Origin of the sequence: Alteromonas sp. W364, assembly GCF_031846205.1 — a bacterium.
GTDB lineage: Bacteria > Pseudomonadota > Gammaproteobacteria > Enterobacterales > Alteromonadaceae > Glaciecola > Glaciecola blandensis.
In genome coordinates this window covers 88,316-112,340 of the sequence record NZ_JAVRID010000002.1, presented here as the reverse complement: position 1 = coordinate 112,340, position 24,025 = coordinate 88,316, and the positions used below count along the sequence as shown (strand labels likewise).

Below are 24,025 nucleotides of genomic sequence, written 5' to 3'. Positions count from 1 at the left end.
TTTTTACTTCAGCCAGCGTATTTGATATGGCGCCAGCGAAATCAGGCCATTGGTTAATACCAGGTTTTGCTGGCTAATTAGGTCTAGCCGCTGATTACCCTCAATACCGACATGCTCAGCTTTTACAAACTGCTGGTGCTCACTGAAATTGCATAAAGCGATCATTTCTTCCGTATTTGTTTTCCGTGAATAAGCAAACACATGTTCATTATTAGTCTGCAATATTTCTGTGCTACCTTCACCAAGAAGTGATTCTGACTTTCGGATTGAAATGAGCTTTTTAAGACCAGAAGAAATAGCAAATTCTGGACTTCCTTTCGCCGTCGCCCTTTTTATGGACTTGTCGTTTACAGCGATACGATGCACCCAGCGGTCGTCCGCAAGTTTGTTTATATCACTTTGATAACTGTAGTCATTCAACAAACCAAGTTCATCACCAGAATAGAGCAAGGGAATACCACCAATACTCAGAATAATCGAATGCACCATGAGTATTCTGGCAACAGCTAAATCGATCAGCGCTTGGTCGTTTTGCTCTAAGGCGCTTTCAAGACCGGCTAACGACGCAAGAGAGCCACAGACTCTGCAATCTCCTGTTTCCTTATTTTCAGCAAATGCGACTCCTTTGGCAAAACTACCTTCGAAGCGACCAGTAAAAAACTGATTCAAGAAATAGCGATGGTCATGGGGATTGATACCCAAATCATAGGCAACAGCATCATCGAAGGTCCAACCTATATCATCGTGACATCGGATATAGTTAACCCAGGCACAATCTGGGCTGATAGCAAAACTTTGTTGCATTGACTGTGTCAGTAGCTTCGTCTTTCGAGTAGCCAAGCTATTCCAAATAAGCGCCATTAACAGTGGGTTATAAGACAGTTCGCACTCGTCTTTCCCAATATATTTGAGTACTTCATCAGGATGAACAATGGCTTCAGATTTAAACACAACACTGGGCGAAACAATTTTTAAGCACGCATTGAAGGCGCTAATTAAGCGGTGCGCTTTTGGCTGGTTTTCACAGTTAGTACCTAACTCTTTCCATATAAATGCCAACGCATCTAACCGTAATGCATCGCAGCCGATATTTGCTAGAAATAGCATTTCTTGGGTGATGGCATTAAAAACAGCCGGGTTAGAATAGTTTAAATCCCATTGGAAACTATTAAACGTTGTCCACACCCAACGCTTCGAAGTGTCGCACCAGGTGAAGTTACCTTTGCGCACTTGCGGAAAGATTTCTCGCAAGTGTGTTTCATACTGATTCGGCAAGTCTTTCGACTCAAACATCCAGTAATAATCTTGAAATTCAGGATCACCCTGCTTGGCTTTTTCTGCCCATTGGTGTTCATCAGAGCTGTGGTTGAATACAAAGTCTAAGACCAAATGGATACCCGCCTGTGCAAATGCATCAGCCAAAGCAGCCAGTTCTTCGATAGTCCCTAACTTCGGGTCAACTTGACGATAGTCAGATACGGCATAGCCGCCGTCGCTGTCGCCCTCAGGCGATTTGTATAAAGGCATGAGGTGAATATAAGTCACACCTAAATCCACAAGATAAGGAATACGATTTTTTAGTTTGGCGAGGTCACCTGCGAATAAGTCAACATAACAAGCAATACCAAGGCTCTTGTGGTCTTTGAACCAAGGCCCATCATTCAAGCTTGTCTCATCTTTTTTCTTAAGCGCAGGCTTTCTCGCGTCAAAAGCATCTCTCAGGCTGACCATAAGTTGCTGGAGGTGATAATAGAAATCATACTGATCTCCATATACGTCCAGTAGCATGCTGAACAACAGGGGAAACTCTTGCTGCAAACGGTGCTCAAAGACTGTCTTTTGGGCTGCCGAAAAACAGCTCAAATCCAAGTCATGTATTAATCTTGCTAAGGTTTTCTCAGCTTCGCTACTGAACTTCATATGAATTTAAACGTTTAAGTTACTTTGTTAATATAAATATACATAACAAACAGCGTTTAAACAATGATAAAAAGAAAATTCATTAACAACGCATTTACAGGATAGTTTGAAACTGATAGTGTTAACTTAATCCTTTAAGACGTTTAATTAAAGAGATAAGTTGTGTGTCCCTGTCGCCATTCTCATTAGTGGCGGCACATTTAAAAAGGCGCTTCTTTCAGACGGAAGCGCCTTTTTTTCATCCAAGATTTAACAGAATTACGCAGCAGCGGAATCAGCTTTAACAGCTGGCTTACTCATTAAAATATGGTCATAAGCAGCTAGAGAAGCTTTTGCACCTTCACCCATCGCAATAACTATTTGTTTATATGGCACGGTCGTTACGTCACCACAAGCAAAAATACCTTCTTCGCTTGTTTGTCCTTTCTCATTGATAATTACTTCACCATACTTGGTTAAATCAACGATGCCTTTAAGAATACTACTATTTGGCACTAATCCAATCTGAACGAAGACACCTTGTAACTCTTTTTGATGCACTTCACTGGTGTCCCTATCGATATATTCAATGGCATTCACTTTACCATCAGCCGCTAATATCTCTTTAGTCTGAGCGTTTTTAATGACCGAAATATTGTCACGAGCATTAATTTGATCAATCAGTACTTGGTCTGCTTTCAACTCTGGTAGAAACTCAAAAACAGTGACCGATTTTACAATACCTGCCAAATCTAGGGCTGCTTCGACACCAGAGTTACCACCACCGATGACTGCAACGTCTTTTCCTTTGTAGAAAGGACCATCACAATGTGGGCAGTAAGCAACGCCGTTACCAATATTTTCCTTCTCTCCAGGCACGCCTAGCTCTCTCCAGTTTGCACCTGTTGCTATGATGATAGTCTTCGTCTCAACCACTTCACCAGAGGTGAGTGTTAGCTTCTTAATATCACCTTTTTCTATACTGTCTACTCGCAAATGCTCACGTACATTCACTTCATAGTCATTAAGGTGATCCATAAGTGAGTTAGTTAATTCAGGCCCAGTGGTTTTAGGCACTGAAATAAGGTTTTCAATACCCATCGTGTCTTTTACTTGTCCACCAAAACGGTCCGCAACAATCGTGACATTTAAGCCTTTTCGAGCAGAGTATATTGCTGCTGCCACGCCAGCTGGACCACCACCAATAACCGTGACATCTTGTAAAGGCAGTTGCTCTACATCGTTACTCGCTTGGAACATCTCAGCTTGCGTCTCACCTAACTTGTCGATCAATTTTGCCGTATCGATTTGTCCGGTAGCAAACACTTCGCCATTCATATAAACCGTCGGCACACCCTGAATACCTTTCTCTTCAATAAGGTCAGGGTAAACGCTGCCATCAATCATTTCGGCTTCGATATTGTCATTCAATAGGGCAAATTGATTCATCGCTTGGACAACATCTGGGCATGCGTGACAACTTAAGCTCACAAAAACTTGGAACTTAAGTGGATTGACGACTTTTTTGATCATCTTTTGGATGCTCTCATCCAACTTCAATTTAACGCCACCAGACTGCAGTACAGCAAGGACAAAAGAGTTAAACTCATGACCACCAGGCACACCAGAGAAGACGATACCAGTTGGTTTCCCATCTACGTCGAGTCCGAAAGTCACTGGGCTGCGAAAACGCTCACTGTCATCTCTCTCTTCTAGTGTTATTTTGTCTGAAATCGATGCGAATTGGCTTAACATATCTTTCAGTTCGCTACGTTTGCTGTGCTCACCCGTTTGCAGAACGAGTGTCACCTTGTGTTGCATATCTTTCGTGTATTGCGCTAGGGCATTCAATATATCTTTAGTTAACATCTCTTATTTCCTCTTTTCTCCCGCTGTACATTTCTTGCTATGTTGGCCTATGTACTCAGGGTCATTTATTCAGTTTTAGATAAAGAGTTTCACTCTGTATTCTAGTAATTTTAGTCATGACTATCCCGGCCATTTTTCAAGCCTAGAATGTCTGTGATAGTTTTATTCGTCTACGTGTGAGCACTAGGGCTAAAGCAGACTTTCCTTGAAAACTTAATCCTTCAGCAAAAGAATCAAGCCAAAATACGGACTGAAACTCTTTACTGGTGTCGCTTCTTTAAAAAGCGTTTGCTATTACACATGAGCGTGTCTCAAAGCGTTCAGTATTGCACCATTGCTACAAAACTTGGTGCGGGAATGACTGGGGAGTCTGGCTCCCCAATCGCATTAATCTAATTTGACTTAGATTTTACCTACTAGGTCTAGGCTTGGCGTCAATGTTGCTTGACCTTCTTCCCAAGCTGCAGGACAAACTTCGCCGTCGTTGTTAGCAACGTATTGTGCTGCTTTAACCTTACGAACCATATCTGCCGCAGAACGACCGATGCCTAAATCGTGGATTTCAGCTACTTTTACGATACCGTCTGGGTTAGCTAGGAAAGTACCACGTAAAGCACGACCTTCTTCTTCAATCATGATATCGAAAGCACGCGTCAGTGAACCTGTGGAATCAGCTAGCATTGGATATTTGATTTTGCCAATCGCGTCGCTCGCATCATGCCATGCTTTGTGTACAAAGTGAGAATCAGTTGATACTGAATATACTTCCACACCTAAGCCAAGAAGTTCTTCGTGCTTAGCCGCCATATCTTCAAGCTCAGTCGGGCATACAAATGTGAAATCCGCTGGGTAGAAAAGGAAGATGGACCATTTGCCTTTCACATCTTCACTAGTGATAGTTTTAAATTCACCATCGTGGAATGCTTCTACTGAAAAGTCTGGGATTGATTTGTTGATCATAGACATATTACGTTTCCTTTAAGTTTAGTAAGTAATGTTAAGAGTTAAAACGGTGTTCCGTTTTGCTTGATGTAAAGATAAGCGCAAAACATAAATAAATAAATTGAATAAAATCGATTCGCTTAACCAGATTAATTAATTAGAGAACAAGGCTTGAACAAAAAGTTCGAGAACTCACTCGTATCCGCATAAAATTTACCTTTATGCTTACTGCCGCTTCGCGGTTAAGGATCCATAGTGATGGCGAATTAGTACGATTCAAGGGGGCTAACAATATTTATTCACTTTTGTTTAAATTTTAAGTACTTAAAACGTGAAAAACAGGCAAGTGTCGCCGTTTGCCTTAGTAAGTTTGATTGATCATCGGCGACAATGGTTCAACTCTAATGTTGGCTTGAGTGTTGATGAAACACATCGTGACAATGCATTTACGTAGTTTAGCAGGCTACCAATAGACTTCTGCATTCATTGCAACTTTACGACTTTTCTCCATCACTGTGATAACGCTGTTTAGCTTATCGCTAATCCAAGTGTTTAAGTCGGCACTATCTTCTATATCCACTTCGTCTAATACACTGCGTAAGAATAACAAGGCTTTAATTTCTTCAATGCCTTCAATCAGGTCCAACCAAGGCGCTCTGAATTTACCTCGGCTTTCAGCGAATAAATCGGCCAATAAAAACCCTGTCATCAAGGTCTGTTTGAGCAATACTTCTAAGGCAATATACTTGGTATGGTCCATGCCTTTTTTAGCGGGTAAACTTTGCATCACTGTTTGCCAGCCCTGAGACAACCATCCTTTTGCATGTTTAAGCACAGGAATTTGGTGACCTGTCGCTTGATCTTGCCATGGTTTTTCAATCAACAAACGCGACGCCCCTAATTGCACCTGCGAACTTTCAATAGACAAAAGTAATTGCTCAGGTGATTGCACGCTAAGTAAGCCCTCTCTACGTCCATTTAAGTAACTCAATAAGGATTGGTTCTTTGGGATTCGACGGCTGAAAGGGCCTTTTTTAGAGCGTAATTTACGTATACATTGGAGGTCATCTTGCCAGCTCCATTGCTCAGACAGCACTAGCAATTGTTTGTGTAAACTAAGAAGCTCTTGGCACTGCAAAACCGGTAGATACAAAGAAACCCCTTGTAAAAGTAAGTGCACGCTTTTAGCAATTTCCGTTAAGGCACCCTGATGCCCTGTTTGAAGAAAAACATATTCATGATGTTGCCAATGAGAAAGAGCGCATTCAATGGCTTTACATAGACCATCTTCAGTGCTGTCATCGTTGGTCAGTGACAGAAAGTCTGGTAACGACCGCGTTTCAGGCATATTGCCGTTGAGGAGTTGATACCCTCTGGCTGCTTTAGTCACATTACTCAGGCGAACCGGTGTTACTTTGCTAATTTCGTCAGCCAGGTCGAATAGTGCCGACGGTGCACCCGTTTTTAATTCTATTTCAATCTCACTGATCGGCAGACTTTCGTTTTGGCGTTTGACAGCACCTGAATCAAACACCAACTCAATGTGATTATCACCTTCTTTAATATCAAAAGTGACGCGATGAAAGTGCGTTGAAAATTGAACCACCAATTGTCGGTTAATTTCTTCAACATTAATATCTTCGGACCAAATTTCTCGCTCGAATTTTTCAAGGTCTGGTTGAGAAGAGTCAATGTCAACGTTGTATTCAGGCCGTTGATGCAATCCTCCCTCTACTTTGCCTTGGGTTTTTATAGTCTGCTCAATTTGTCCGTTAACTGTTCTGACTCGACAGCCCATTTTTCGTTGCCCTAAAAATTGCTCCGGCGTATCGTAATAATCATTGAATACATCGAAGGCAGCGCGTTCCAATGTCCCTTTCAGTTTAGGCATGATTTGACGTTCAAAGGTAGCTAAGGCATCTTGATCAGCAACAAGTTTTAACTCAATTTCCATGGTCTATATATCGTTCATTTGGCAGCTAAATAGGCTGCTTACAATAGCTTTGAATGTGAATATTCGCAAACCTTTCAACAAGCGACTTGTTATCACTAGCATAAGTCCCTAATATTTATGTTAATCACGAAAACAGCAAATGGTGTAGCGAATAACTATGCAGGTAAACTTGGCCTTTTTAACAGTAGTATTCCTATTGTTATCTCCTCTCAGTTCAGCACAAGAAACCGAACAAGAAACAGACGCTCCACGCGAGGTTCGTTATATTTCTGACGAGCTTTTTATTTATTTACACGCGGGGCCCGGAAGAGACTTTCGTATACTCGGTTCAATTACCGCGGGGACGACGGTGTCATTGCTCGAAGTAGATTCAAGTGCGGGTTATGCGCAAATAGAGGACGATAGAGGTCGCACAGGCTGGGTTGAATCTAAATTTGTGAGTCGAATCCCCTCCATTCGCGCTGAACTCACTCAAGCCCGAGAAAGGGTCGCTGAGCAACAAATTGAAGTTGATGAAGCACTGAACGCCATGCGAAAAGCCAAGCGCGATCGTCAAGATGCTGAAAAGCAACGCCTCAGTTTGAATCGAAGTCTAACCAAGAGCCTTGAAGAAAAAGCGGAACTTGCTCGTGTCATTGACCGAAAGGATCGCAATGACCAAATGCGTTGGTTTACTCGCGGAACAGTGCTTGCTTTGGTCAGTGTTTTGTTCGGCTTTCTACTTGGTTTGTATGCTCGTAAGCGCGGAAAATCAAATCCTCTTCTTTAATGTTCATCGTCCTCAAGCAATAGCTTGAAGTAGGAAAGCCTTATGCTCACCTTGCTTTTTATTATTAACGTTGCAGGCACCGCCGCTTTTGCTGTATCCGGCGCTTTACTTGCGGCTAAGAAAAAGATGGATTGGGTAGGTTTTGTATTCATCGGTAATGTTACCGGTATAGGTGGTGGCACACTCCGAGATGTGATCCTCGATGTCCCTGTTTTTTGGCTAGTAGATTGGTACTACGTGGTAATTTGTAGTGTCTCTGCTGTTATCACTTACTTTGCTACTCAACAAATCTCGCGAAAGTCCAAGGCATTACTCTGGGCAGATGCAATCGGTATGGCCTTATTCAGTGTGTTAGGTGCACAAAAAGCACTTTCTTTAGGGGCCGAGATACCGGTGGCAGTCATTATGGGTGTCTTCAGTGCGTGTTTGGGTGGGATTATTCGAGACGTTATTTTAAACGACGTACCAGTGGTATTCCAAAAAGAGATCTATATTACCGCCTCTCTGCTCGGCGCAATTGCTTATTGTGTCTGTGACAGCCTACTTGATATCCGGGGGCTTTATGCTGTGGCAATAGGGTGTGTTGTCGCGTTCGGTGTCAGAGCCTTAGCCATACTGACTAATCTATCGATGCCCGCGCATCGCGGGCTTCAATAGCTTTACAACCTTACCTTCGCTAGTGTTAATCGTCATCCTCTACCATGGTCATCAATGAGGTATTACCGCCCGAGGCCGTAGTATCAATACTGATTGTTTTCTCAGTCACTAAACGTTGTATCAGGTTGTCATTATATTCAGCTGTAATAACCGGTAATATTGCGCCTTGACGCTCAGCCAGTTTTGCCGATATATGGGCACTTCGATCGGTGTTACTGTCGATAACCACACCGGCAAGGTTTTCATGCACCAATAAGGCCTCTAAGTGACGTAGTTTAGCCACTTGGAATACATGATTGGGCGCCCCAGTACTCGCTAGCTTATCTCTAAAAGTGCATGCTTCGTCATAAAATAAATCTGAGACCACAGAGATAACGGTATTACCGGTTGCAAGTGCAGTTACGATAGACAGTGTCCAATATTCAAACGTAACGTCTTTATCTGCGAAACAAACCAATATGCCACGCGGCTCAAGATGTAGAGTATTTGACTCACCAGTTGGTCCAGGTAGTTGCATGGGCGATTTCAAGCGACGTTCGATTGCTATCAACTGGGTTCTTGCTGTTGCTAAAGTTTTGTTCAAGTCATCGGCGAGTTCTTCAACGCTTTCTACGTTGGCTACTTTTGCCAATAGTTGACGTACAAACGAAACACGGTCATTGAGAGCAGACAGTCTCCACTTGTTTTCAATGCCCACTGCTGCGTCCATCAGATCATTTGCTTCAGCAACGGCTGTGTCGTCACTCAAAATCGCTTTATCGTCTTCATATTTATCGATTTGTGAGGCATCTTTTGGCGTCGCTTTTTCTTTCATTAATCGTGGTAAGTAGTTTGGACCGCCAGCTTTAGGACCTGTTCCAGAAAGGCCTCGTCCGCCGAAAGGCTGCACACCCACTATTGCACCAATCATATTACGATTGATATAAACGTTACCCGCTCTGGAGAGTCTAGCTAATTCGTTAGCTCTCTCTTCAATACGCGAATGAATGCCCATTGTTAGCCCAAAACCAGTGCCGTTAATTTGCTCAATAACCTTATCGATATTTTTTCCCTTGAAGCGAATAATGTGTACACAAGGACCAAATACTTCGCGCTCCAGTACATCAATATTGTCAATTTCAAACAGATGAGGAGCAAAGAAAGTACCATTTTCACTTGGCATATCGCATTTGTAGATCAACTTCGCTTTGCCTTCCATTGCTTCAACATGGCTAGTTAATGAAGATAAGGCTTTTTCATCGATAACCGGTCCGATATCGGTTGAGAGTTTAGAGGGATCGCCTAGGCTCAGTTCTTTCATCGCACCGACAATCATGTCAGTCACATCATCTGCAATATCTTCTTGAACGAATAGCACTCTTAACGCACTACAGCGTTGTCCAGCGCTTTGGAAACCAGACATCACCACATCGTCCACGACTTGTTCTGGTAAAGCCGTTGAATCGACAATCATACAGTTTTGACCACCCGTTTCCGCAATCAAGGGGACTTGCTCAGTCCCTCGTTCAGCGAGAATTTGAGAGATCAAGGTACCGGTTTGGGTAGAACCAGTGAACATGACACCTTGAATGCGCTCATCCGGTAACAGGACTTCTCCCACATCAGGACCACGCGCGACAACAAGGTTGACCACATCTTCTGGCAAGCCTACTGAGATCATCAGTTCCAAAGCACGCTTTGCTATTAAGCTAGTTTGTTCTGCTGGCTTGGCCATCACGGTATTACCCGTCACCAAGGCCGCTGCGACTTGTCCTAAGAAAATGGCCAACGGGAAGTTCCATGGGCTAATACACAAGATAGTGCCGCGCGGCACTAGACGGTCTTGAGGATCTAAGCGTTGTGCTTCAACCGCATAATAGCGACAGAAGTCCACGGCCTCTCTGACTTCATCAATGCTGTCTTGCGTTATTTTGCCAGCTTCTTTTATGCACAAACCAATAAGTTCATCCATATGGCGTTCGAGGATATCTGCTGTTCGCATCAATAACTCGGCTCTTTCGTCTACCGGTACTTGAGACCATGACTCAGCGGCTTTGCTCGTGCGTGACAACATCTCTGCCATTTGCTCTTTCGTATGCAACTTATGGTAACCGACGACTTCATCGAGTAAGGCTGGGTTCTTCACTACAATCACGTCATCGCTATCAGTTTCAAGTTCTGAAAGCTGTCGAGTGTATTCCTTGAACCAGCGGTCAAGTCTAAATGAAAAGTTCTGCGTTTCTGTCACATCATAAATATCAAAACCGCGAGAGTTAACACGTGCTGGCTGATACAAGTCGATAGGCATGGCGATTTGACGATTTTCACGTACCTGCAGCCGCTGCGTTCTTTCAACAGGATCTTCAAGTAGCGCTTCAACCGGTTGGCTATCATCCACTATGGCATTCACGAAAGATGAATTAGCCCCATTTTCTAATAAACGACGAACTAAATAAGCCAACAAGTCTTCATGTATCCCGACCGGTGCATAAACACGACACTGAATATTGTCTTCTGTTACGACTTGGTCGTATAAGGAGTCGCCCATGCCATGCAAACATTGGAATTCAAAACCTTCTTTATCATCGCCAGCCAGTTCAATAATGACTGAGGCGGTGTAGGCGTTGTGAGTCGCGAATTGAGGGTAGATAGAATCTCTGTAAGCCAATAGTCTGTTTGCGCAGGCGTGATAAGAAACATCCGTTGACGTTTTGCGGGTAAACACAGGAAAGTCATCAAAACCTCCCTGCTGAGAATGCTTTATTTCTGTATCCCAATAGGCGCCTTTGACTAAACGCACCATTATTTTACGACCGACTCTTAAGCTAATATCACGCAGCCAATCAATCACAAAAATAGCGCGTTTTTGGTATGACTGAACCGCTAAGCCAAAGCCGTCCCAACCTGCAAGATCTTCATCGCTATACACTTTTTCAATGATATCCAAAGAAATATCTAAACGCTCAGACTCTTCAGCATCAACCGTTAGGCCGATATCGTATTTCTTTGCCATAAGACACAGTGCTTTTAGCTTGACTGGGATTTCTTCCATAACACGCTCATATTTCGCAAAATCGTAGCGTGGATGAATAGCTGATAGTTTTACTGAAATGCCTGGACTTAAACGAGGCCCACGACCTTTCGCAGCTTTACCTATGACTTCAATGGCTTTCACATAGGCGTCATAGTAACGGTCGGCGTCGCGCATGGTGCGTGCACCCTCGCCCAACATGTCATAAGAGTAAACATAGCCTTGTGTTTCTTTTTCAGCAGCACGTTCTACCGCGTCTTCGATACTTTCGCCCATCACGAACTGTCGGCCCATGACTTTCATGGCTATTTTCATCGCTCGGCGGATCACTGGCTCACCCAAGCGGCCCATGGTTTTCTTCAATAGGCCAAACTGCTCAGACTTACGTTTATCTGCGTAATTCACCATACTGCCAGTAAACAATAAACCCCAGGCAGAAGCATTCACAAATATCGAGTCACTATTACCTAAGTGAGGTGTCCATTCACCTTTAGACAATTTGTCACGAATGAGCTCTTCTTGAGTGTGTTTGTCTGGTACTCGAAGCAAAGCTTCAGCAAGACACATTAATACCACACCCTCTGCTGTCGATAGTGAATATTCATTTAGCAGTGCATCAACACCGCCGTGTCCTTCTTGCTCCCTGCGAATTTGCAATACCATTCTGCGTGCCCGCTCCCATGCGCGACTGCGAGCCGCCATGTTGACTTCCGCTTCAGGCAAAATATGGTCAATCGCCTCCGATTCATTGATACGGTAAAACTCGCGAATTTTTTGACGGATTGGACAAACATTTTGAATACTATTGTTCACTAACATTGAAAGACCTCAAAGTAAGTTCAGCAGGGTTACAATTTGCCCGTACGATAATCGCAATTGAAAGCAAAAACTACCTTTGTGAATACTTTTTTTCATTTGACTGTCTTTAAAAGGAAACAGAGCCTATTAATTTGATATCAATTTGCACTATAGATTGGTTGTTCAACGCTTATTCTGTATGATGTTCATAGCGGTTGTTCTTTGTTATTTTTGAGCGTTTCTTCTATGCTTTTTGTTAGCTCAAAAGCAAATCAACCAAAATTATCTTCGTGTAATAAGGATTGTTATATGCATCAGCGTCTTTCTCGTTCAGTAAATGTTTGGTCACAGTCAGGAAAAGTATCACTTTGGATTGTCATCCCCTTGGGCATTGTGGCTGCTCTTTTCGTCCTTTATTTTCTATTTGCAAACCCACTATTAAAAAGCTTGGCGCAAAGTGCTCTTGGCGACGCATCGGGTGCAGAGGTGAACATTGAAGAAGTTGACCATAGCCTTTTCCCATTCGGCATCAGTATGATTAGAGTGCAAGCCACCGATAACAACATGCCTAGTCGAAATAAAGTTGAAGTAGGCATGATCAAAGCAGACGTGGATCTCCTTCCATTGCTTGGTAAAAAGCTGATTGTCGAAGAGCTCATCGTGCAAGATGTCGAGTTTGATACAAAAAGAGCCTCAGAAGGTGCTGTTTATGCACAAACCGATGCTCAAGCATCTACGTTCGCGTTTCCAACACTGGAAGACTTGCCAAGTGTTGACGATGTTCTTAATAACTCACCGCTAAAAACAAGTGCTGCAGTAGCCGAAGCCAGCGAAGTCGTTGAAAAGTACAAGACGCCTTTAAAAGAAAAATACGATGCGCTACCGAATAAAGAAAAGCTCGCCACATACAAAGAAAAGCTAAAAGCGCTGAAAGAGACAAATTATAAAGACCCTGTTGCTCTGGCAGCCGCCAAGAAAGAATTTGATGAGATTAAAGAATCGATAAAAGCAGATAAAGCCAAAATCAACGAGTTTGTCGCCTTAGCGAAAGAAGCGAAAGCTGCCAGTGCAAGTTCAGTCGCAGCCCTAAAAGCCGCTCCAGGTGAAGACTTCGATTTGCTCAAAGGCTTAGTTGCGGGTGACGAAGGGGCAATAGGTCAAGTAACCCAACACTTATTCGGTGATAAAGCTAAAATTTATACGCAAGGATTACTTGCAGCAATTGATATGCTAGCGAATTCACAAAGCGAAACAGAGGAAGAGACTGTAGACCCTGCAGCGGATGATGGCCTACCCAATGTATGGATCAAAAAAGCGTTGGTCAATATAAAGTGGCAAGATGAGAGCATTGCCTCAACGTGGGAAAATATCACTGACCAGCATGGTAGAGTTGGTCAACCCACTACTTTTTTGATTAATTCTAGTAAAGCTGAGCAATGGAACAGCATTGACTTAAACGGTACTTTCGAGATTCTCGCAGGTAAAGTGAACTCTAGTCAGCAATGGGATATTCAAGGTTTGGCTTTAAAAGCAGTTGAATTGGTCCCTGAAGAGTCAAAACAAAAACTCACCGCCATGCTGAAGTCTGGTTTCTTAGCCAGCACAGGTGGGATTGAAATTGTAGATGGGAAGTTATCTGGTTCTTCCATCTTTGACTTGAGCGCTTTATCTATGTCAGCGACGGGTCAGAATGACTTGACCAGCGCAATGGCAGAAATTGTGTCAGGTCTGAGTGAACTGAGCTTGAATACGAACTTTTCAGGTAGCTTGTCTAGTCCTTCAATTAAAGTAAAATCTGACTTAGATAAAAAAATGTTACAATCATTCACGCAAGGCTTGAGTGGAGAGAGCTCCGGCAAGCTGGGCGAATTAAAAAGTAAGTTAAATCAAAAAGTAGCGGACCAATTAGGTAGCTCGACGGAACAACTCGCATCAGTAGACGCATTATTGTCTGCAGCACAAGGTGATACAGAAAGTCTTAACGAGTTGCTTAAATCGCAAATGGATTCTGCTATTGATAAGAAAAAAGATGAGTTGCTTGATAAATTAGGCGACAAGTTATTTAAAAAGTAAGAAAATATAGCGTCGACGTTCGGCCTTATTCGAGGAAGCATTATGCGCAATAGATGGTTGGTAATCATATTGATAGCATTGCTGGCTATGCTGCAAGTTCGGCTGTGGTTTGGTAAAAATAGTATTGCTGACTATCGAGCCATGGACCTACAAGTCCAAGAGCTAAAACAACAAAATGCGAATTTGAAGCAGCGAAACGCACTTTTACAAGCAGATATAGACGATCTTCAACTTGGCCTAGAGTCAATTGAAGAGCGAGCAAGGAATGAGTTAGGACTAATAAAAGAAGGTGAAACCTTTTACCGTATTTTACCTCAAGAACCATAATAAGTAGTCGTATACGTGAAAGCAGTAAATTCCTATACAGTAGTTCTCCCTGCTGCCGGCATCGGCAGTAGAATGCAAGCGAGTATTCCAAAGCAATATTTACAGATTGCTGGCAAAACTGTGATTGAGCACACTATTGCTGCTCTACTGAGTCACTCACGTATTAAATCAGTGGTGGTTGTTTTGCACCCCGATGATACACAATTCTCCACACTGAAATGCGCGGACTCTCCGCAGGTATTCACTTGTGTAGGTGGCGATGAACGAGTTGACTCTGTGCTAAGTGGTTTGCGTGCTTGTCTGGCCACTAATGCGCAAAGCGACAATGACTGGGTGTTGGTTCACGATGCTGCAAGGCCCTGTGTCAGCCACGACGAAATAGACGATTTATTGGCTATACAAGCGCATTCTGTTGGTGGGATCCTAGCTACTCCAGTATCCGATACTTTGAAGTTATCGAGCGATTTAAGTGATGATATTGAAGCCCCTCACGTTCAGCGCACAGTTGATAGAACAAGATTATGGCAAGCACAAACGCCACAGTTTTTTCCGCTAAAAGAACTCTTGCATGCTATCGAGCAAGCACAACAAGATAAAATAAAAATGACTGATGAAGCTTCAGCGATGGAGCACATTGGTACAAAAGTAAAACTGGTCGAAGGGCGGTCTAGCAATATAAAAATAACACGCCCTAGTGATTTATCACTCGCTGAGTTTTATTTAAACCTTAACAATAAGCAAGGAGGCAACTGATGTTCAGAATCGGACATGGTTACGATGTACATAAATTCGGTGGTATGGGTCCAATTACAATTGGTGGTGTTTGTATCGCTCATGAGCGCGGCTTAATAGCCCATTCAGATGGTGATGTCGCATTACACGCTCTATGCGATGCCTTACTCGGCTCACTCGCACTGGGCGACATTGGGCATCATTTCCCAGACACTGATAAAAAGTTTGAAAATATCAGCAGTCTAGAACTTTTGCGTCTAGTTTATCAGCGCATTTTAGATTTAGGCTATATGTTAGGCAATGCTGATATCACGATTGAGGCACAAGCACCAAAAATGGCTCCTCATATTACGTTTATGCGAGAAGCAATTTCAGATGCGATGGGTGTTTCAGTAAAAGATATCAGTATCAAAGCCACCACCACTGAGGGCCTTGGCTTTGTGGGACGCGAAGAAGGTATTGCTTGTACTGCCGTCGTTTTAGTTTGTCCAAGTCGTTAAGCTGATGTCTTTAAGCACCTCACACTGGCGTCGTTTACACGGTGTCTCACTGGGCAATGGCGCATTAAAACACACGCTCAGTGACTTTGTGGTTGAAGAGCAACTAGGTTTTATACCAAGTGGCAGTGGGGAGCATATTTTCCTTTGGCTAGAAAAAACCAATTTGAACACTGCCTTTGTTGCTGAAGAGATCGCGAAGTTTGCGAATTTACCATTACGTAATATTACCTATGCCGGTCGCAAAGATAAGTTTGCTCTCACTCGACAGTGGTTCGGTGTGCACATCGCTAATTTCAAAGAGCCTGACTGGAACGCCTTCAATTTAGACTGTGCACGAATACTAGAGGTCACCAGAAACGATCGTAAGTTACGGGTAGGAGTGCTGAAGGGCAATCGCTTCGAAGTGACTATCCGAAATATTCATTTTAACGACGGTTTCAACGATAGCGACCTGCTCCAACGCCTAGAAAAAATCAAACAATTGGGCGCACCAAACTATTACGGTAGCCAGCGCTTCGGCGAAATTCGGGTATCAGTACCAAATGATTTAGCGTCGTCAGAAATATCTCCCCCCTTAGTGACTGAAACGAATAGCGCCGGCGTTGAACCTGTAAAAAGTGTCAAGGGTGGCAACTTAGCCTTGGCCGAAAAGCTCATAGACGGTGAGCAAATTAGGAACAGAAATAAACGTTCTATGGCCATCTCAGCCTTGCGAAGCTGGTTATTCAACGAGATCATTCACCAGCGTATTGAACAAGACTGTTTTTTTAAAGCGCTACCGGGCGATGCCATGCAGTTGAGTGGTTCGAATAGTTTTTTTGTTAATGATAAAGCCGAAGAACAAGCGAAAGTGGACACCCGCCTTGCTGCGTATGATGTCAATATCACGGCCCCTATGTGGGGTAATGGTAAGTTACACACATCTCAAGATGCGAAAGAGTTTGAGTTGGCCTGTGTTAGTCACCATAAGGCCGTTACTCAAACCTTGAATGACTTAGGTTTGAAACAAGAACGCCGGGCAATACGCATAGTGCCTGAAGATTTTGAATGGCAGTATAACGACGATGTTTTGAAGCTCAGCTTCTCCCTACCGTCAGGCTGTTTCGCAACCTCTATTGTAAGGGAGCTAATGGATGTGTAAGGTTTCTCCATTATTCAATAATGTAAGGTCAAGAGCACGATGAATATATTGCTTAGTAACGATGACGGCGTGAATGCAAAAGGGATCGCAGTTCTGCATGAATACCTCGCGAAAGAACATGACGTAACAGTGATCGCACCTGACCGTAATTGCAGCGGAATGAGTAATGCCCTATCCTTGCATACGCCCTTGCGTATAGAGAAAATGCCAAATGGCTTTTATGCCGTGAATGGGACACCGTCTGACTGTGTTCAGCTTGGCATTGGTCGTTTTATGGATGAAGAGCCAGATCTTGTCGTTTCTGGCATCAATCATGGGCCCAATCTTGGTGACGATACAATTTATTCTGGCACTGTCGCAGCAGCCCTAGAAGGCCGCCATATGGGCTTGCCAGCGATTGCTGTCTCACTAAATAGTAAACAAGAAGATTATTTTAGTAGCGCCGCTAAGATCACCTGCGATATCATTCGTAGGATCGCAAGTCACCCTCTAGCGCCAAACGAAATATTAAATGTGAATGTACCAGCCATTGCTTATGAAGATATCAAGGGTATTGTGGCTACGCGCTTGGGCAAACGGCATCGTGCTGAAACAATGGTGCAAAGCGCTGACCCCTTTGGCAGGACGATATATTGGTACGGCAAGTTAGGCAGTGAACAAGATGCTGGTGAAGGTACGGATTTTGCGGCCCTGAACCAAGGCTTCTGTTCCGTGACACCCATGTCAGTGGATATGACTGTCCATGAAAAAGTAAACAGTATGAATGCTTGGTTAAGCAAAGAAGATTAGGAAATAAAATGGCTTTATCATCACGCCGAGGCTTACAACTGGCCCAATTACTCGAACAAGAAGGCGTAAGTGACAATCGAGTACTCACGGCGATAGCCAATATACCGCGCGATATTTTTATTCCCGATGCGTTAAAGCACAAGGCGTATCAAAATACAGCCCTTCCAATAGGCCAAGGCCAAACTATCTCGCAGCCATATATTGTGGCGAAGATGACAGAGTTGCTATTAAAGGCCGACAATACGCCAAAAAGAATTTTAGAAATTGGCACGGGTTCTGGCTATCAAACAGCAATACTGGCCGGTATTTTTGAGCAAGTTTTTTCAGTAGAGCGTATCAAGTCCTTACAATTTCAAGCCAAGCGACGCATGAATCAGCTCGACTTTCACAATATTTCAATGAAGCACGGAGACGGCTGGGAAGGCTGGAAAAGCAAAGCACCGTTCGACGGCATTATCGTTACAGCGGCCGCGGCTGAATTGCCACAGGCATTAGTTGACCAATTGAATGACGGTGGCCGATTAATCATTCCTGTAGGAAATGACCAACAACAACTCAAGTGTATTGACCGCAAAGGCGACGAGTTTATAGAACAAACCATTGAAGCCGTTAGGTTCGTTCCTTTGGTCGCGGGAGCCTTACTTTGAAAATTTTTGAACGTTGCTACGACCTATGCTTAAAATGGGCCAAGCACAGACATGCCGAAAAATATTTAGCTGGTTTAAGCTGCTCAGAGTCGATGTTTTTTCCTATTCCCCCAGATGTGATGCTTGCACCAATGGCACTCAGTCAGCCCCAAAAAGCTTGGCGATTTGCAGCTGTTACCACGATAGCTTCGGTCATTGGCGGCGTCCTCGGTTATTTACTTGGATATTTTGCCTTTGAAACCATGATCCAACCTTTAGTCATTGATATGGGTTATCAAGCCAAGCTTGAACAAGCGACCTTGTGGTTTGAAGAATATGGTGTTTGGGTAGTATTTCTAGCAGGCTTTTCACCTATTCCCTATAAAGTATTTACGATTACTGCTGGCTTCATGCATATGGCCCTTCTGCCATTTATTGTCGCTTCAACAATAGGCCGAGGTTTACGCTTTTTCCTAGTGGCTGCTTTGATGAAATATGGCGGACCTATGATGGAACTGAAGCTTAAAAAGTATATCGAAGTCATTGGCTGGGCGACGGTCGCTATTGCTGTTGTTCTTTATTTGATATTCAGGTAACGGATCATGATCTCTCGCTTGGTTAAACGGATCGCACTGAGCACTAAGTATCTCATCGCATTATTATTCGCCTTCACGCTACTTGCAGCGTGTAACTCACGTCATCTTCCGGCACCTGTCGTATCGCTAGATACCAACATTACCAAACGTAACAATTTGACTGAAATCTCTGGTGAGAGCTATATCGTACAACGCGGTGATACACTGTTTGCGGTCGCTTTTTACAGTGGAAACGATTATCGAGATATTGCACGATACAATGATATTTCAGCGCCTTACAACATATTTCCTGGCCAAAAACTGCGACTAATTGCTGCACCTGCAAAAAATAACCATAGACAAAACAAGGTAATAGCAAAAACGACAGCACAATCAACCAAAGTAGTAGTTGACCCTATCAAACCACAAGCGTATGGTGAACTTAAGTCAGACGCTCATCGAAAAAAATCTAAAAACAATATCAAAACGTCGAGTAAACCTGATAATAGGGTTTCAGATTCACAATCAAGTTCATGGATATGGCCGGCGAAAGGCAGATCTGCATCTGCGGTAGTTGGCAGTGATGGTACAAACCGTGGTGTCGATATTAGGGGTCAGTTAAGTTCTCCTATATACGCAGCGGCAAGTGGCAAGGTTGTCTATGCAGGTAACGCTTTAAAAGGCTACGGCAATCTCATTATTGTGAAACATGACAATAATCTACTCAGCGCTTATGCGCACAATGATACGATTTTAGTGGGTGAACAAACATATGTTACGCAGGGACAAAAAATTGCAACCATGGGCCGCGCTGACAATAGTGAAGTCATGTTGCATTTTGAAATTCGCCGCAAAGGCAAATCGCTCGATCCCTATTCCTTTTTGCCTCCGCAATAGACTACGTTTCTTTTTTGCAACTCATGCACTTTATAGTCTGAACCAATGCGCCAAGTTTGGAGACAAACGATGAGCCCGAAGACCGATACGAAAACAAAAAAAATCATGACTAAAAAGCAAACTCAGGACGGCTCTGATTTGATAGAGGCTGTTGACGACATTGATGAGGGCGTCACTGAAATAGACATGGAATCCGATACAGACCAAGCCAAAAGCGCTAGCTCAAACACCAAGCAAGCAGTAAGCGAAGAGATAAGCGCAAAGCAACTAGATGCGACCCAAATGTATCTTGGTGAGATTGGTTTCTCCCCTTTGCTTACGGCTGAAGAGGAAGTGAAGTTTTCTCGCGAGGCACTCAAGGGTAACGAAAAGTCTCGAGAACGCATGATAGTCAGCAATTTGCGCTTAGTAGTTAAGATAGCGCGAAGATACAATAACCGAGGTTTGGCGCTGCTAGATCTGATTGAAGAGGGCAACTTGGGTCTGATTAGAGCCGTTGAAAAATTTGATCCGGAAAGAGGGTTTCGCTTTTCTACCTATGCGACTTGGTGGATACGTCAAACCATTGAACGTGCCTTAATGAACCAAACTAGAACCATTCGACTTCCGATTCATATTGTCAAAGAACTCAATCTATACTTGCGTACTGCAAGAAAGTTAGCACAGGAACTTGATCACGAACCGACCGCTGAAGAAATAGCAGATGCAAGCGATGCACCGGTTGCGAGTGTGCAAAAGATGTTGAAACTAAATGAACGCATTAGTTCCGTTGATACGCCCATTGGAAGTGACGAAGAGAGTAAAGCCTTACTTGACATGATCGCAGACGAGCACGAGACAGGCCCTGAAAACCAACTTCAAACCAACGATATGAAGTCAAATATTGTCAGGTGGCTAGAAGAGCTCAATCCAAAGCAACGTGAAGTATTGGCAAGACGTTTCGGTTTACTCGGCCACGAACCTGCCACCTTGGAAGATGTTGGTGCCGAAATAGGCCTCACGCGCGAACGTGTCCGTCAAATCCAAGTAGAAGCCTTAAAGCGATTGAAAGATGTTATGCGTCATCAAGGTCTTGATATAGAATCACTATTTACCTACGAGCCTTAGCACCTTGCTAGACACACTATGTTTGCCTTTATAAGACTGACTATATCAGGTGTAATCGCCTTTGTTTTCTATGCTACTTGGGCATACTTTGCCAATAGCCTAGTAAGCGGCGACCCAGATGTGCTGCTAAAAGCAGCCTTAGTTCAGGGTGTTTATAGTGGCGCAATTACGCTTGTGTTCACTTTTTTCTTGGAATACTTTTATCATCATTTTAAAGATAAGAAGTATTGTCTGCCATTCGTGGTGCCTACCATTTTTAAGCCGTCAATATTCAGCAAAGATTGTGCAACATCAAAGACATTTGAAGCCAGCTTAAACGAAGTAGAACGAGCATGTAAAGGAATGTGCTTACCTGGCACTCTACTCACGCCATTACCAGCAATAGTGATTCAAGCAAGCTTCGTTATCTCAATCAATATTATGTTTGAAACGCCGAATTTATGGCTGACGGTTGCCCCATCCATATTCTTTAGTGCGGTATACGGTTTTGTATATAGCGTGAGCTTAAATAGGAAACTTAGGCGCGCTCAAGCGTAACAAAAGTATAGTCGTAAGGATTTCTTTCATCCTTAGTATGATGTTCTTTCTCACTTTCATTCCATGATGCTGCGGCTTGGTAATCTGGAAAATGCGTATCGCCCTCTACGTTTAAATCGATAAACGTCAGATATAAGCGATCCGCTTTTGGTAACAATGCTTCATAAACACTGCCACCGCCAATGATCATTACTTCATCATATTGCGCTGCTGCAGCCATTGCGTCGTCAATGGTGTTGACGACTAAGGCGTCGTCTAGGGTGTAGTCAGATTGAGTGCTGATCACTATATTAGGGCGACCAGGAAGGGCTTTGCCAATCGACTCATAAGTGCGACGACCCATAATCACCGGCTTTCCCATCGTCACAGATTTAAAATGTTTTAGGTCCGCAGGTAAGTGCCAAGGCATAGCATTATCAGCGCCAATCACTCGTCCATGTGCCATTGCGGCTATCATTGAAATAGTCATACTACTAATTTTGCCTCTTACTTCTGGTATATCACTTCGACATCATAGTCGTCGTCATCCCAATCATCATCGTCTAAATCGTCGTCAAGGTCATCATGCTGATGTTCTGCAATCACTTTTTCATGGTAAGTATCCCATTTAAAAGCTTGGTCTTCTTCATCTTGCTCAACCGTTGCCAACTCCTCCGGAGGCAAGGAATCAATGAACTCCATTACATCCTGACATAGTTCGTCGACATTTAACTTTTGGAATGCTGAAATTTGATAGTAGTCTTCTTCCCAACCAAGTTTAGACGCAATTTCGGCACAGATTTCGTTAGCTTCATCTTCCAGCATCAGGTCAATTTTATTAAATACTAACCAACGCGGCTTTGCTGCTAGCTTAGGACTGTATTGGTCAAGTTCGTTAACAATCGTCAGGGCATTCTCTACCGGATCAGATCCGTCAGCTGGCATAATATCAATCAAGTGAAGTAATACACGGCAACGTTCTAGGTGACGTAAAAACTGAATACCCAGACCCGCACCATCCGAGGCACCTTCGATCAGTCCTGGAATATCTGCAATAACAAAACTAGCTTGTGAATCTAAGCGGACAACGCCTAAGTTCGGTACTAATGTGGTAAATGGATAATCAGCAACTTTTGGTTTAGCCGCAGAAACAGACCGAATAAAAGTAGATTTACCAGCGTTAGGTAAGCCAAGGAGTCCTACATCAGCAAGCAACATTAGCTCTAAGCTAAGCGTGCGGATTTCGCCAGGAGTTCCATTTGTTTTAATACGTGGTGCACGGTTGGTACTGCTTTTAAAACGAGCATTTCCCAAACCGTGATAACCGCCTTGAGCAACTTTCATTCGCTGACCATGCACGGTAAGGTCACCCAGCAATTCACCGGTATCTTTATCAGTCGCTCGCGTGCCCACAGGAACAGGCAATATTAAATCTTCACCGCCTCGGCCTGTGCAGTTTGCACCTTGACCGTTTGTACCACGCTGAGCACGATGAAATCGTTCAAAACGATAGTCGATTAGAGTATTTAGGTTTTCATCAGCCTCGAGATATACACTCCCGCCGTCACCACCATCTCCACCATCAGGCCCACCCTTCGGGATGTACTTCTCGCGTCTGAATCCAATAACGCCGTTACCACCGTCTCCAGCTTCAACGCGTATTTCTGCTTCATCAACAAACTTCATATCTTTTCTCTAAACCTATGGTTGGTAGATAGCTCGACCACAATATGCTCGTGCTATGTTAAATAACGTATTAATTATAGCATCTTTTGCCAGCATCGTAACTGCACTAACGCGCAGTTCGCTTGGCAAATATAATGTATAGGAGCAACAGCACTAGAGCACTAACAGCCTGCAGCCTTTCCCTAAATAAAAGGCGCTTCAAGCCCATCCATGGGTCGCTTGGCACTCGGCGTCCTGCCGAGTGACACTTTTATTTAGGGAAAGGCTGCAGGCTATTAGTGCATTAGTGCTTTTGAGCTTTTCAAAGTGCGAACTCTTAAATTAGCAGTGAACTAAGAATAAGTTCGTCCAGAATCTCTGCTTTTCGAAAATATGCAATCACATGGATGTGATTGCCTAAGCGCTCATGGATGAGCTCGTAGCGTTTTTCGAAAAGCAGAGATTCTGGGAGAGATTATTCTTAATTGGAACCACCTTTTAGGAGGCCAAAAAAAACCCCGCTAATAGCGGGGTTTCCGATATTCTTCGACCGAATTACTCAGCAACAATGCTTACGTATTTACGGTTTTTAGGGCCTTTGATTTCAAACTGCACTTTACCGTCTGTAAGAGCGAATAAAGTGTGGTCTTTACCAATACCCATGTTGTCTCCAGGGTGGAATTTAGTTCCACGCTGACGAACAATGATATTGCCAGCAAGTACTTCTTGACCGCCGTAGCGTTTTACACCAAGACGTTTACTTTCTGAATCGCGACCGTTTTTGGTACTACCACCAGCCTTTTTATGTGCCATGAGTTAGTGCTCCTATTATGCGTTGATTGCAGTGATTTTCACTTCAGTGAACCACTGGCGATGTCCCATCTGCTTGCGACTATGCTTACGTCGACGGAACTTCACTATTTTAACTTTTTCGCCACGACCGTGAGTCACGATCTCAGCTGTAACTTTACCACCAGCAACATAAGGCGTGCCGATTTTAACGTCTTCGCCATTGCTAACCATCAAGATATTATCGAATTCAATAGACTCGCCTGGAGCTACTTCGATTTTTTCAAGACGAACGGTTTGACCTTCGGCCACACGGTGTTGTTTACCACCACTTTGGAAAACCGCGTACATATATTTCTCCGCTCTGCGCTCATAAGCGCTTTAATTCAA

Annotated in this window: 22 protein-coding genes; 13 read left to right on the top strand and 9 right to left on the bottom strand. The window is 43.5% G+C overall.

Features of this window, described 5'->3' with window-relative positions; all coding sequences use genetic code 11:
- Positions 1-3 precede the first annotated feature (3 nt).
- From RM556_RS03355 to RM556_RS03340, 4 genes are all read right to left on the bottom strand, one after another.
- Positions 4-1,920, bottom strand: a complete 1,917-nt coding sequence (locus RM556_RS03355; RefSeq protein WP_311373843.1) for an alpha-amylase family glycosyl hydrolase — start codon at positions 1,918-1,920, stop codon at positions 4-6.
- A 258-nt stretch (positions 1,921-2,178) separates the two neighbouring features.
- The gene (gene ahpF / locus RM556_RS03350) at positions 2,179-3,768 is read right to left on the bottom strand and encodes an alkyl hydroperoxide reductase subunit F (RefSeq protein ID WP_311361837.1); all 1,590 of its coding nucleotides are present in this window, start codon (positions 3,766-3,768) and stop codon (positions 2,179-2,181) included.
- A 402-nt stretch (positions 3,769-4,170) separates the two neighbouring features.
- Positions 4,171-4,734 carry an alkyl hydroperoxide reductase subunit C gene (ahpC, locus tag RM556_RS03345; RefSeq protein ID WP_311361836.1) on the bottom strand — a complete coding sequence of 188 codons (564 nt, stop codon included), beginning with the start codon at positions 4,732-4,734 and terminating at the stop codon, positions 4,171-4,173.
- 439 nt (positions 4,735-5,173) lie between these two features.
- A complete protein-coding gene (locus RM556_RS03340; protein WP_311361835.1) occupies positions 5,174-6,664 on the bottom strand; it encodes a CYTH domain-containing protein in 1,491 nt (496 codons plus the stop codon).
- Positions 6,665-6,821: 157 nt separating this feature from the next.
- Here RM556_RS03340 and RM556_RS03335 point away from each other — a divergent pair, with 157 nt between their 5' ends.
- A complete protein-coding gene (locus RM556_RS03335) occupies positions 6,822-7,433 on the top strand; it encodes a TIGR04211 family SH3 domain-containing protein (RefSeq protein WP_311373842.1) in 612 nt (203 codons plus the stop codon).
- A 42-nt stretch (positions 7,434-7,475) separates the two neighbouring features.
- Positions 7,476-8,090: a trimeric intracellular cation channel family protein gene (locus RM556_RS03330; RefSeq protein WP_311361833.1), complete on the top strand. Its 615-nt coding sequence runs from the start codon at positions 7,476-7,478 to the stop codon at positions 8,088-8,090.
- A 25-nt stretch (positions 8,091-8,115) separates the two neighbouring features.
- Here RM556_RS03330 and putA read toward each other — a convergent pair whose 3' ends face one another.
- A complete protein-coding gene (putA, locus tag RM556_RS03325; RefSeq protein WP_311373841.1) occupies positions 8,116-11,919 on the bottom strand; it encodes a bifunctional proline dehydrogenase/L-glutamate gamma-semialdehyde dehydrogenase PutA in 3,804 nt (1,267 codons plus the stop codon).
- Between the two features lie 288 nt (positions 11,920-12,207).
- Here putA and RM556_RS03320 point away from each other — a divergent pair, with 288 nt between their 5' ends.
- From RM556_RS03320 to RM556_RS03270, 11 genes are all read left to right on the top strand, one after another.
- A complete protein-coding gene (locus tag RM556_RS03320; RefSeq protein ID WP_311373840.1) occupies positions 12,208-13,971 on the top strand; it encodes a TIGR03545 family protein in 1,764 nt (587 codons plus the stop codon).
- 42 nt (positions 13,972-14,013) lie between these two features.
- The gene (gene ftsB, locus RM556_RS03315) at positions 14,014-14,298 is read left to right on the top strand and encodes a cell division protein FtsB (protein ID WP_311361830.1); all 285 of its coding nucleotides are present in this window, start codon (positions 14,014-14,016) and stop codon (positions 14,296-14,298) included.
- A gap of 15 nt (positions 14,299-14,313) precedes the next feature.
- Entirely contained in the window at positions 14,314-15,051 is a 738-nt protein-coding gene (ispD, locus tag RM556_RS03310; protein WP_311361829.1) for a 2-C-methyl-D-erythritol 4-phosphate cytidylyltransferase, read from the top strand.
- Positions 15,051-15,530, top strand: coding sequence for a 2-C-methyl-D-erythritol 2,4-cyclodiphosphate synthase (gene ispF, locus RM556_RS03305; RefSeq protein WP_311361828.1), 480 nt, complete (start codon positions 15,051-15,053; stop codon positions 15,528-15,530). The genes ispD and ispF overlap by 1 nt, the downstream gene beginning before the upstream one ends.
- Before the next feature lie 4 nt (positions 15,531-15,534).
- Positions 15,535-16,671, top strand: coding sequence for a tRNA pseudouridine(13) synthase TruD (truD, locus tag RM556_RS03300; RefSeq protein WP_311373839.1), 1,137 nt, complete (start codon positions 15,535-15,537; stop codon positions 16,669-16,671).
- Positions 16,672-16,710: 39 nt separating this feature from the next.
- A complete protein-coding gene (gene surE, locus RM556_RS03295; protein ID WP_311361826.1) occupies positions 16,711-17,460 on the top strand; it encodes a 5'/3'-nucleotidase SurE in 750 nt (249 codons plus the stop codon).
- A gap of 8 nt (positions 17,461-17,468) precedes the next feature.
- Positions 17,469-18,107, top strand: a complete 639-nt coding sequence (locus tag RM556_RS03290; protein WP_311361825.1) for a protein-L-isoaspartate(D-aspartate) O-methyltransferase — start codon at positions 17,469-17,471, stop codon at positions 18,105-18,107.
- Entirely contained in the window at positions 18,104-18,682 is a 579-nt protein-coding gene (locus tag RM556_RS03285) for a YqaA family protein (RefSeq protein WP_311373838.1), read from the top strand. Before RM556_RS03290 ends, RM556_RS03285 begins: the two co-directional genes overlap by 4 nt.
- A 6-nt stretch (positions 18,683-18,688) precedes the next feature.
- Positions 18,689-19,558, top strand: coding sequence for a peptidoglycan DD-metalloendopeptidase family protein (locus tag RM556_RS03280; protein WP_311373837.1), 870 nt, complete (start codon positions 18,689-18,691; stop codon positions 19,556-19,558).
- Between the two features lie 105 nt (positions 19,559-19,663).
- Entirely contained in the window at positions 19,664-20,665 is a 1,002-nt protein-coding gene (gene rpoS, locus RM556_RS03275) for an RNA polymerase sigma factor RpoS (RefSeq protein WP_311374075.1), read from the top strand.
- A gap of 18 nt (positions 20,666-20,683) precedes the next feature.
- The gene (locus RM556_RS03270) at positions 20,684-21,202 is read left to right on the top strand and encodes a hypothetical protein (protein WP_311373836.1); all 519 of its coding nucleotides are present in this window, start codon (positions 20,684-20,686) and stop codon (positions 21,200-21,202) included.
- On the opposite strand, the gene folA is transcribed toward RM556_RS03270, so the two are convergent.
- The 4 genes from folA to rplU all read right to left on the bottom strand — a co-directional run bounded on the left by folA (position 21,183) and on the right by rplU (position 23,986).
- Entirely contained in the window at positions 21,183-21,671 is a 489-nt protein-coding gene (gene folA / locus RM556_RS03265) for a type 3 dihydrofolate reductase (protein WP_311373835.1), read from the bottom strand. The genes RM556_RS03270 and folA overlap by 20 nt on opposite strands.
- Positions 21,672-21,688: 17 nt before the next feature.
- Positions 21,689-22,867, bottom strand: a complete 1,179-nt coding sequence (cgtA, locus tag RM556_RS03260; RefSeq protein WP_311361820.1) for an Obg family GTPase CgtA — start codon at positions 22,865-22,867, stop codon at positions 21,689-21,691.
- A gap of 534 nt (positions 22,868-23,401) precedes the next feature.
- Complete coding sequence (gene rpmA / locus RM556_RS03255) at positions 23,402-23,659, bottom strand: 50S ribosomal protein L27 (RefSeq protein WP_195731600.1); 258 nt, start codon at positions 23,657-23,659, stop codon at positions 23,402-23,404.
- A 15-nt stretch (positions 23,660-23,674) separates the two neighbouring features.
- Positions 23,675-23,986: a 50S ribosomal protein L21 gene (rplU, locus tag RM556_RS03250; RefSeq protein ID WP_311361819.1), complete on the bottom strand. Its 312-nt coding sequence runs from the start codon at positions 23,984-23,986 to the stop codon at positions 23,675-23,677.
- Between the last annotated feature and the right edge of the window lie 39 nt (positions 23,987-24,025).

Coding starts and splice junctions, on each gene's coding strand:
- ftsB (WP_311361830.1), top strand. CDS start 14,014: ATGCGCAATAGATGGTTGGTAATCATATTGATAGCATTGCTGGCTATG.
- RM556_RS03290 (WP_311361825.1), top strand. CDS start 17,469: ATGGCTTTATCATCACGCCGAGGCTTACAACTGGCCCAATTACTCGAA.
- RM556_RS03340 (WP_311361835.1), bottom strand. CDS start 6,664: ATGGAAATTGAGTTAAAACTTGTTGCTGATCAAGATGCCTTAGCTACC.
- cgtA (WP_311361820.1), bottom strand. CDS start 22,867: ATGAAGTTTGTTGATGAAGCAGAAATACGCGTTGAAGCTGGAGACGGT.
- surE (WP_311361826.1), top strand. CDS start 16,711: ATGAATATATTGCTTAGTAACGATGACGGCGTGAATGCAAAAGGGATC.
- ahpF (WP_311361837.1), bottom strand. CDS start 3,768: ATGTTAACTAAAGATATATTGAATGCCCTAGCGCAATACACGAAAGAT.
- rplU (WP_311361819.1), bottom strand. CDS start 23,986: ATGTACGCGGTTTTCCAAAGTGGTGGTAAACAACACCGTGTGGCCGAA.
- RM556_RS03335 (WP_311373842.1), top strand. CDS start 6,822: ATGCAGGTAAACTTGGCCTTTTTAACAGTAGTATTCCTATTGTTATCT.
- folA (WP_311373835.1), bottom strand. CDS start 21,671: ATGACTATTTCAATGATAGCCGCAATGGCACATGGACGAGTGATTGGC.
- RM556_RS03270 (WP_311373836.1), top strand. CDS start 20,684: ATGTTTGCCTTTATAAGACTGACTATATCAGGTGTAATCGCCTTTGTT.
- truD (WP_311373839.1), top strand. CDS start 15,535: ATGTCTTTAAGCACCTCACACTGGCGTCGTTTACACGGTGTCTCACTG.
- putA (WP_311373841.1), bottom strand. CDS start 11,919: ATGTTAGTGAACAATAGTATTCAAAATGTTTGTCCAATCCGTCAAAAA.
- RM556_RS03330 (WP_311361833.1), top strand. CDS start 7,476: ATGCTCACCTTGCTTTTTATTATTAACGTTGCAGGCACCGCCGCTTTT.
- RM556_RS03355 (WP_311373843.1), bottom strand. CDS start 1,920: ATGAAGTTCAGTAGCGAAGCTGAGAAAACCTTAGCAAGATTAATACAT.
- rpoS (WP_311374075.1), top strand. CDS start 19,664: ATGACTAAAAAGCAAACTCAGGACGGCTCTGATTTGATAGAGGCTGTT.
- rpmA (WP_195731600.1), bottom strand. CDS start 23,659: ATGGCACATAAAAAGGCTGGTGGTAGTACCAAAAACGGTCGCGATTCA.
- ahpC (WP_311361836.1), bottom strand. CDS start 4,734: ATGTCTATGATCAACAAATCAATCCCAGACTTTTCAGTAGAAGCATTC.
- RM556_RS03280 (WP_311373837.1), top strand. CDS start 18,689: ATGATCTCTCGCTTGGTTAAACGGATCGCACTGAGCACTAAGTATCTC.
- RM556_RS03320 (WP_311373840.1), top strand. CDS start 12,208: ATGCATCAGCGTCTTTCTCGTTCAGTAAATGTTTGGTCACAGTCAGGA.
- ispF (WP_311361828.1), top strand. CDS start 15,051: ATGTTCAGAATCGGACATGGTTACGATGTACATAAATTCGGTGGTATG.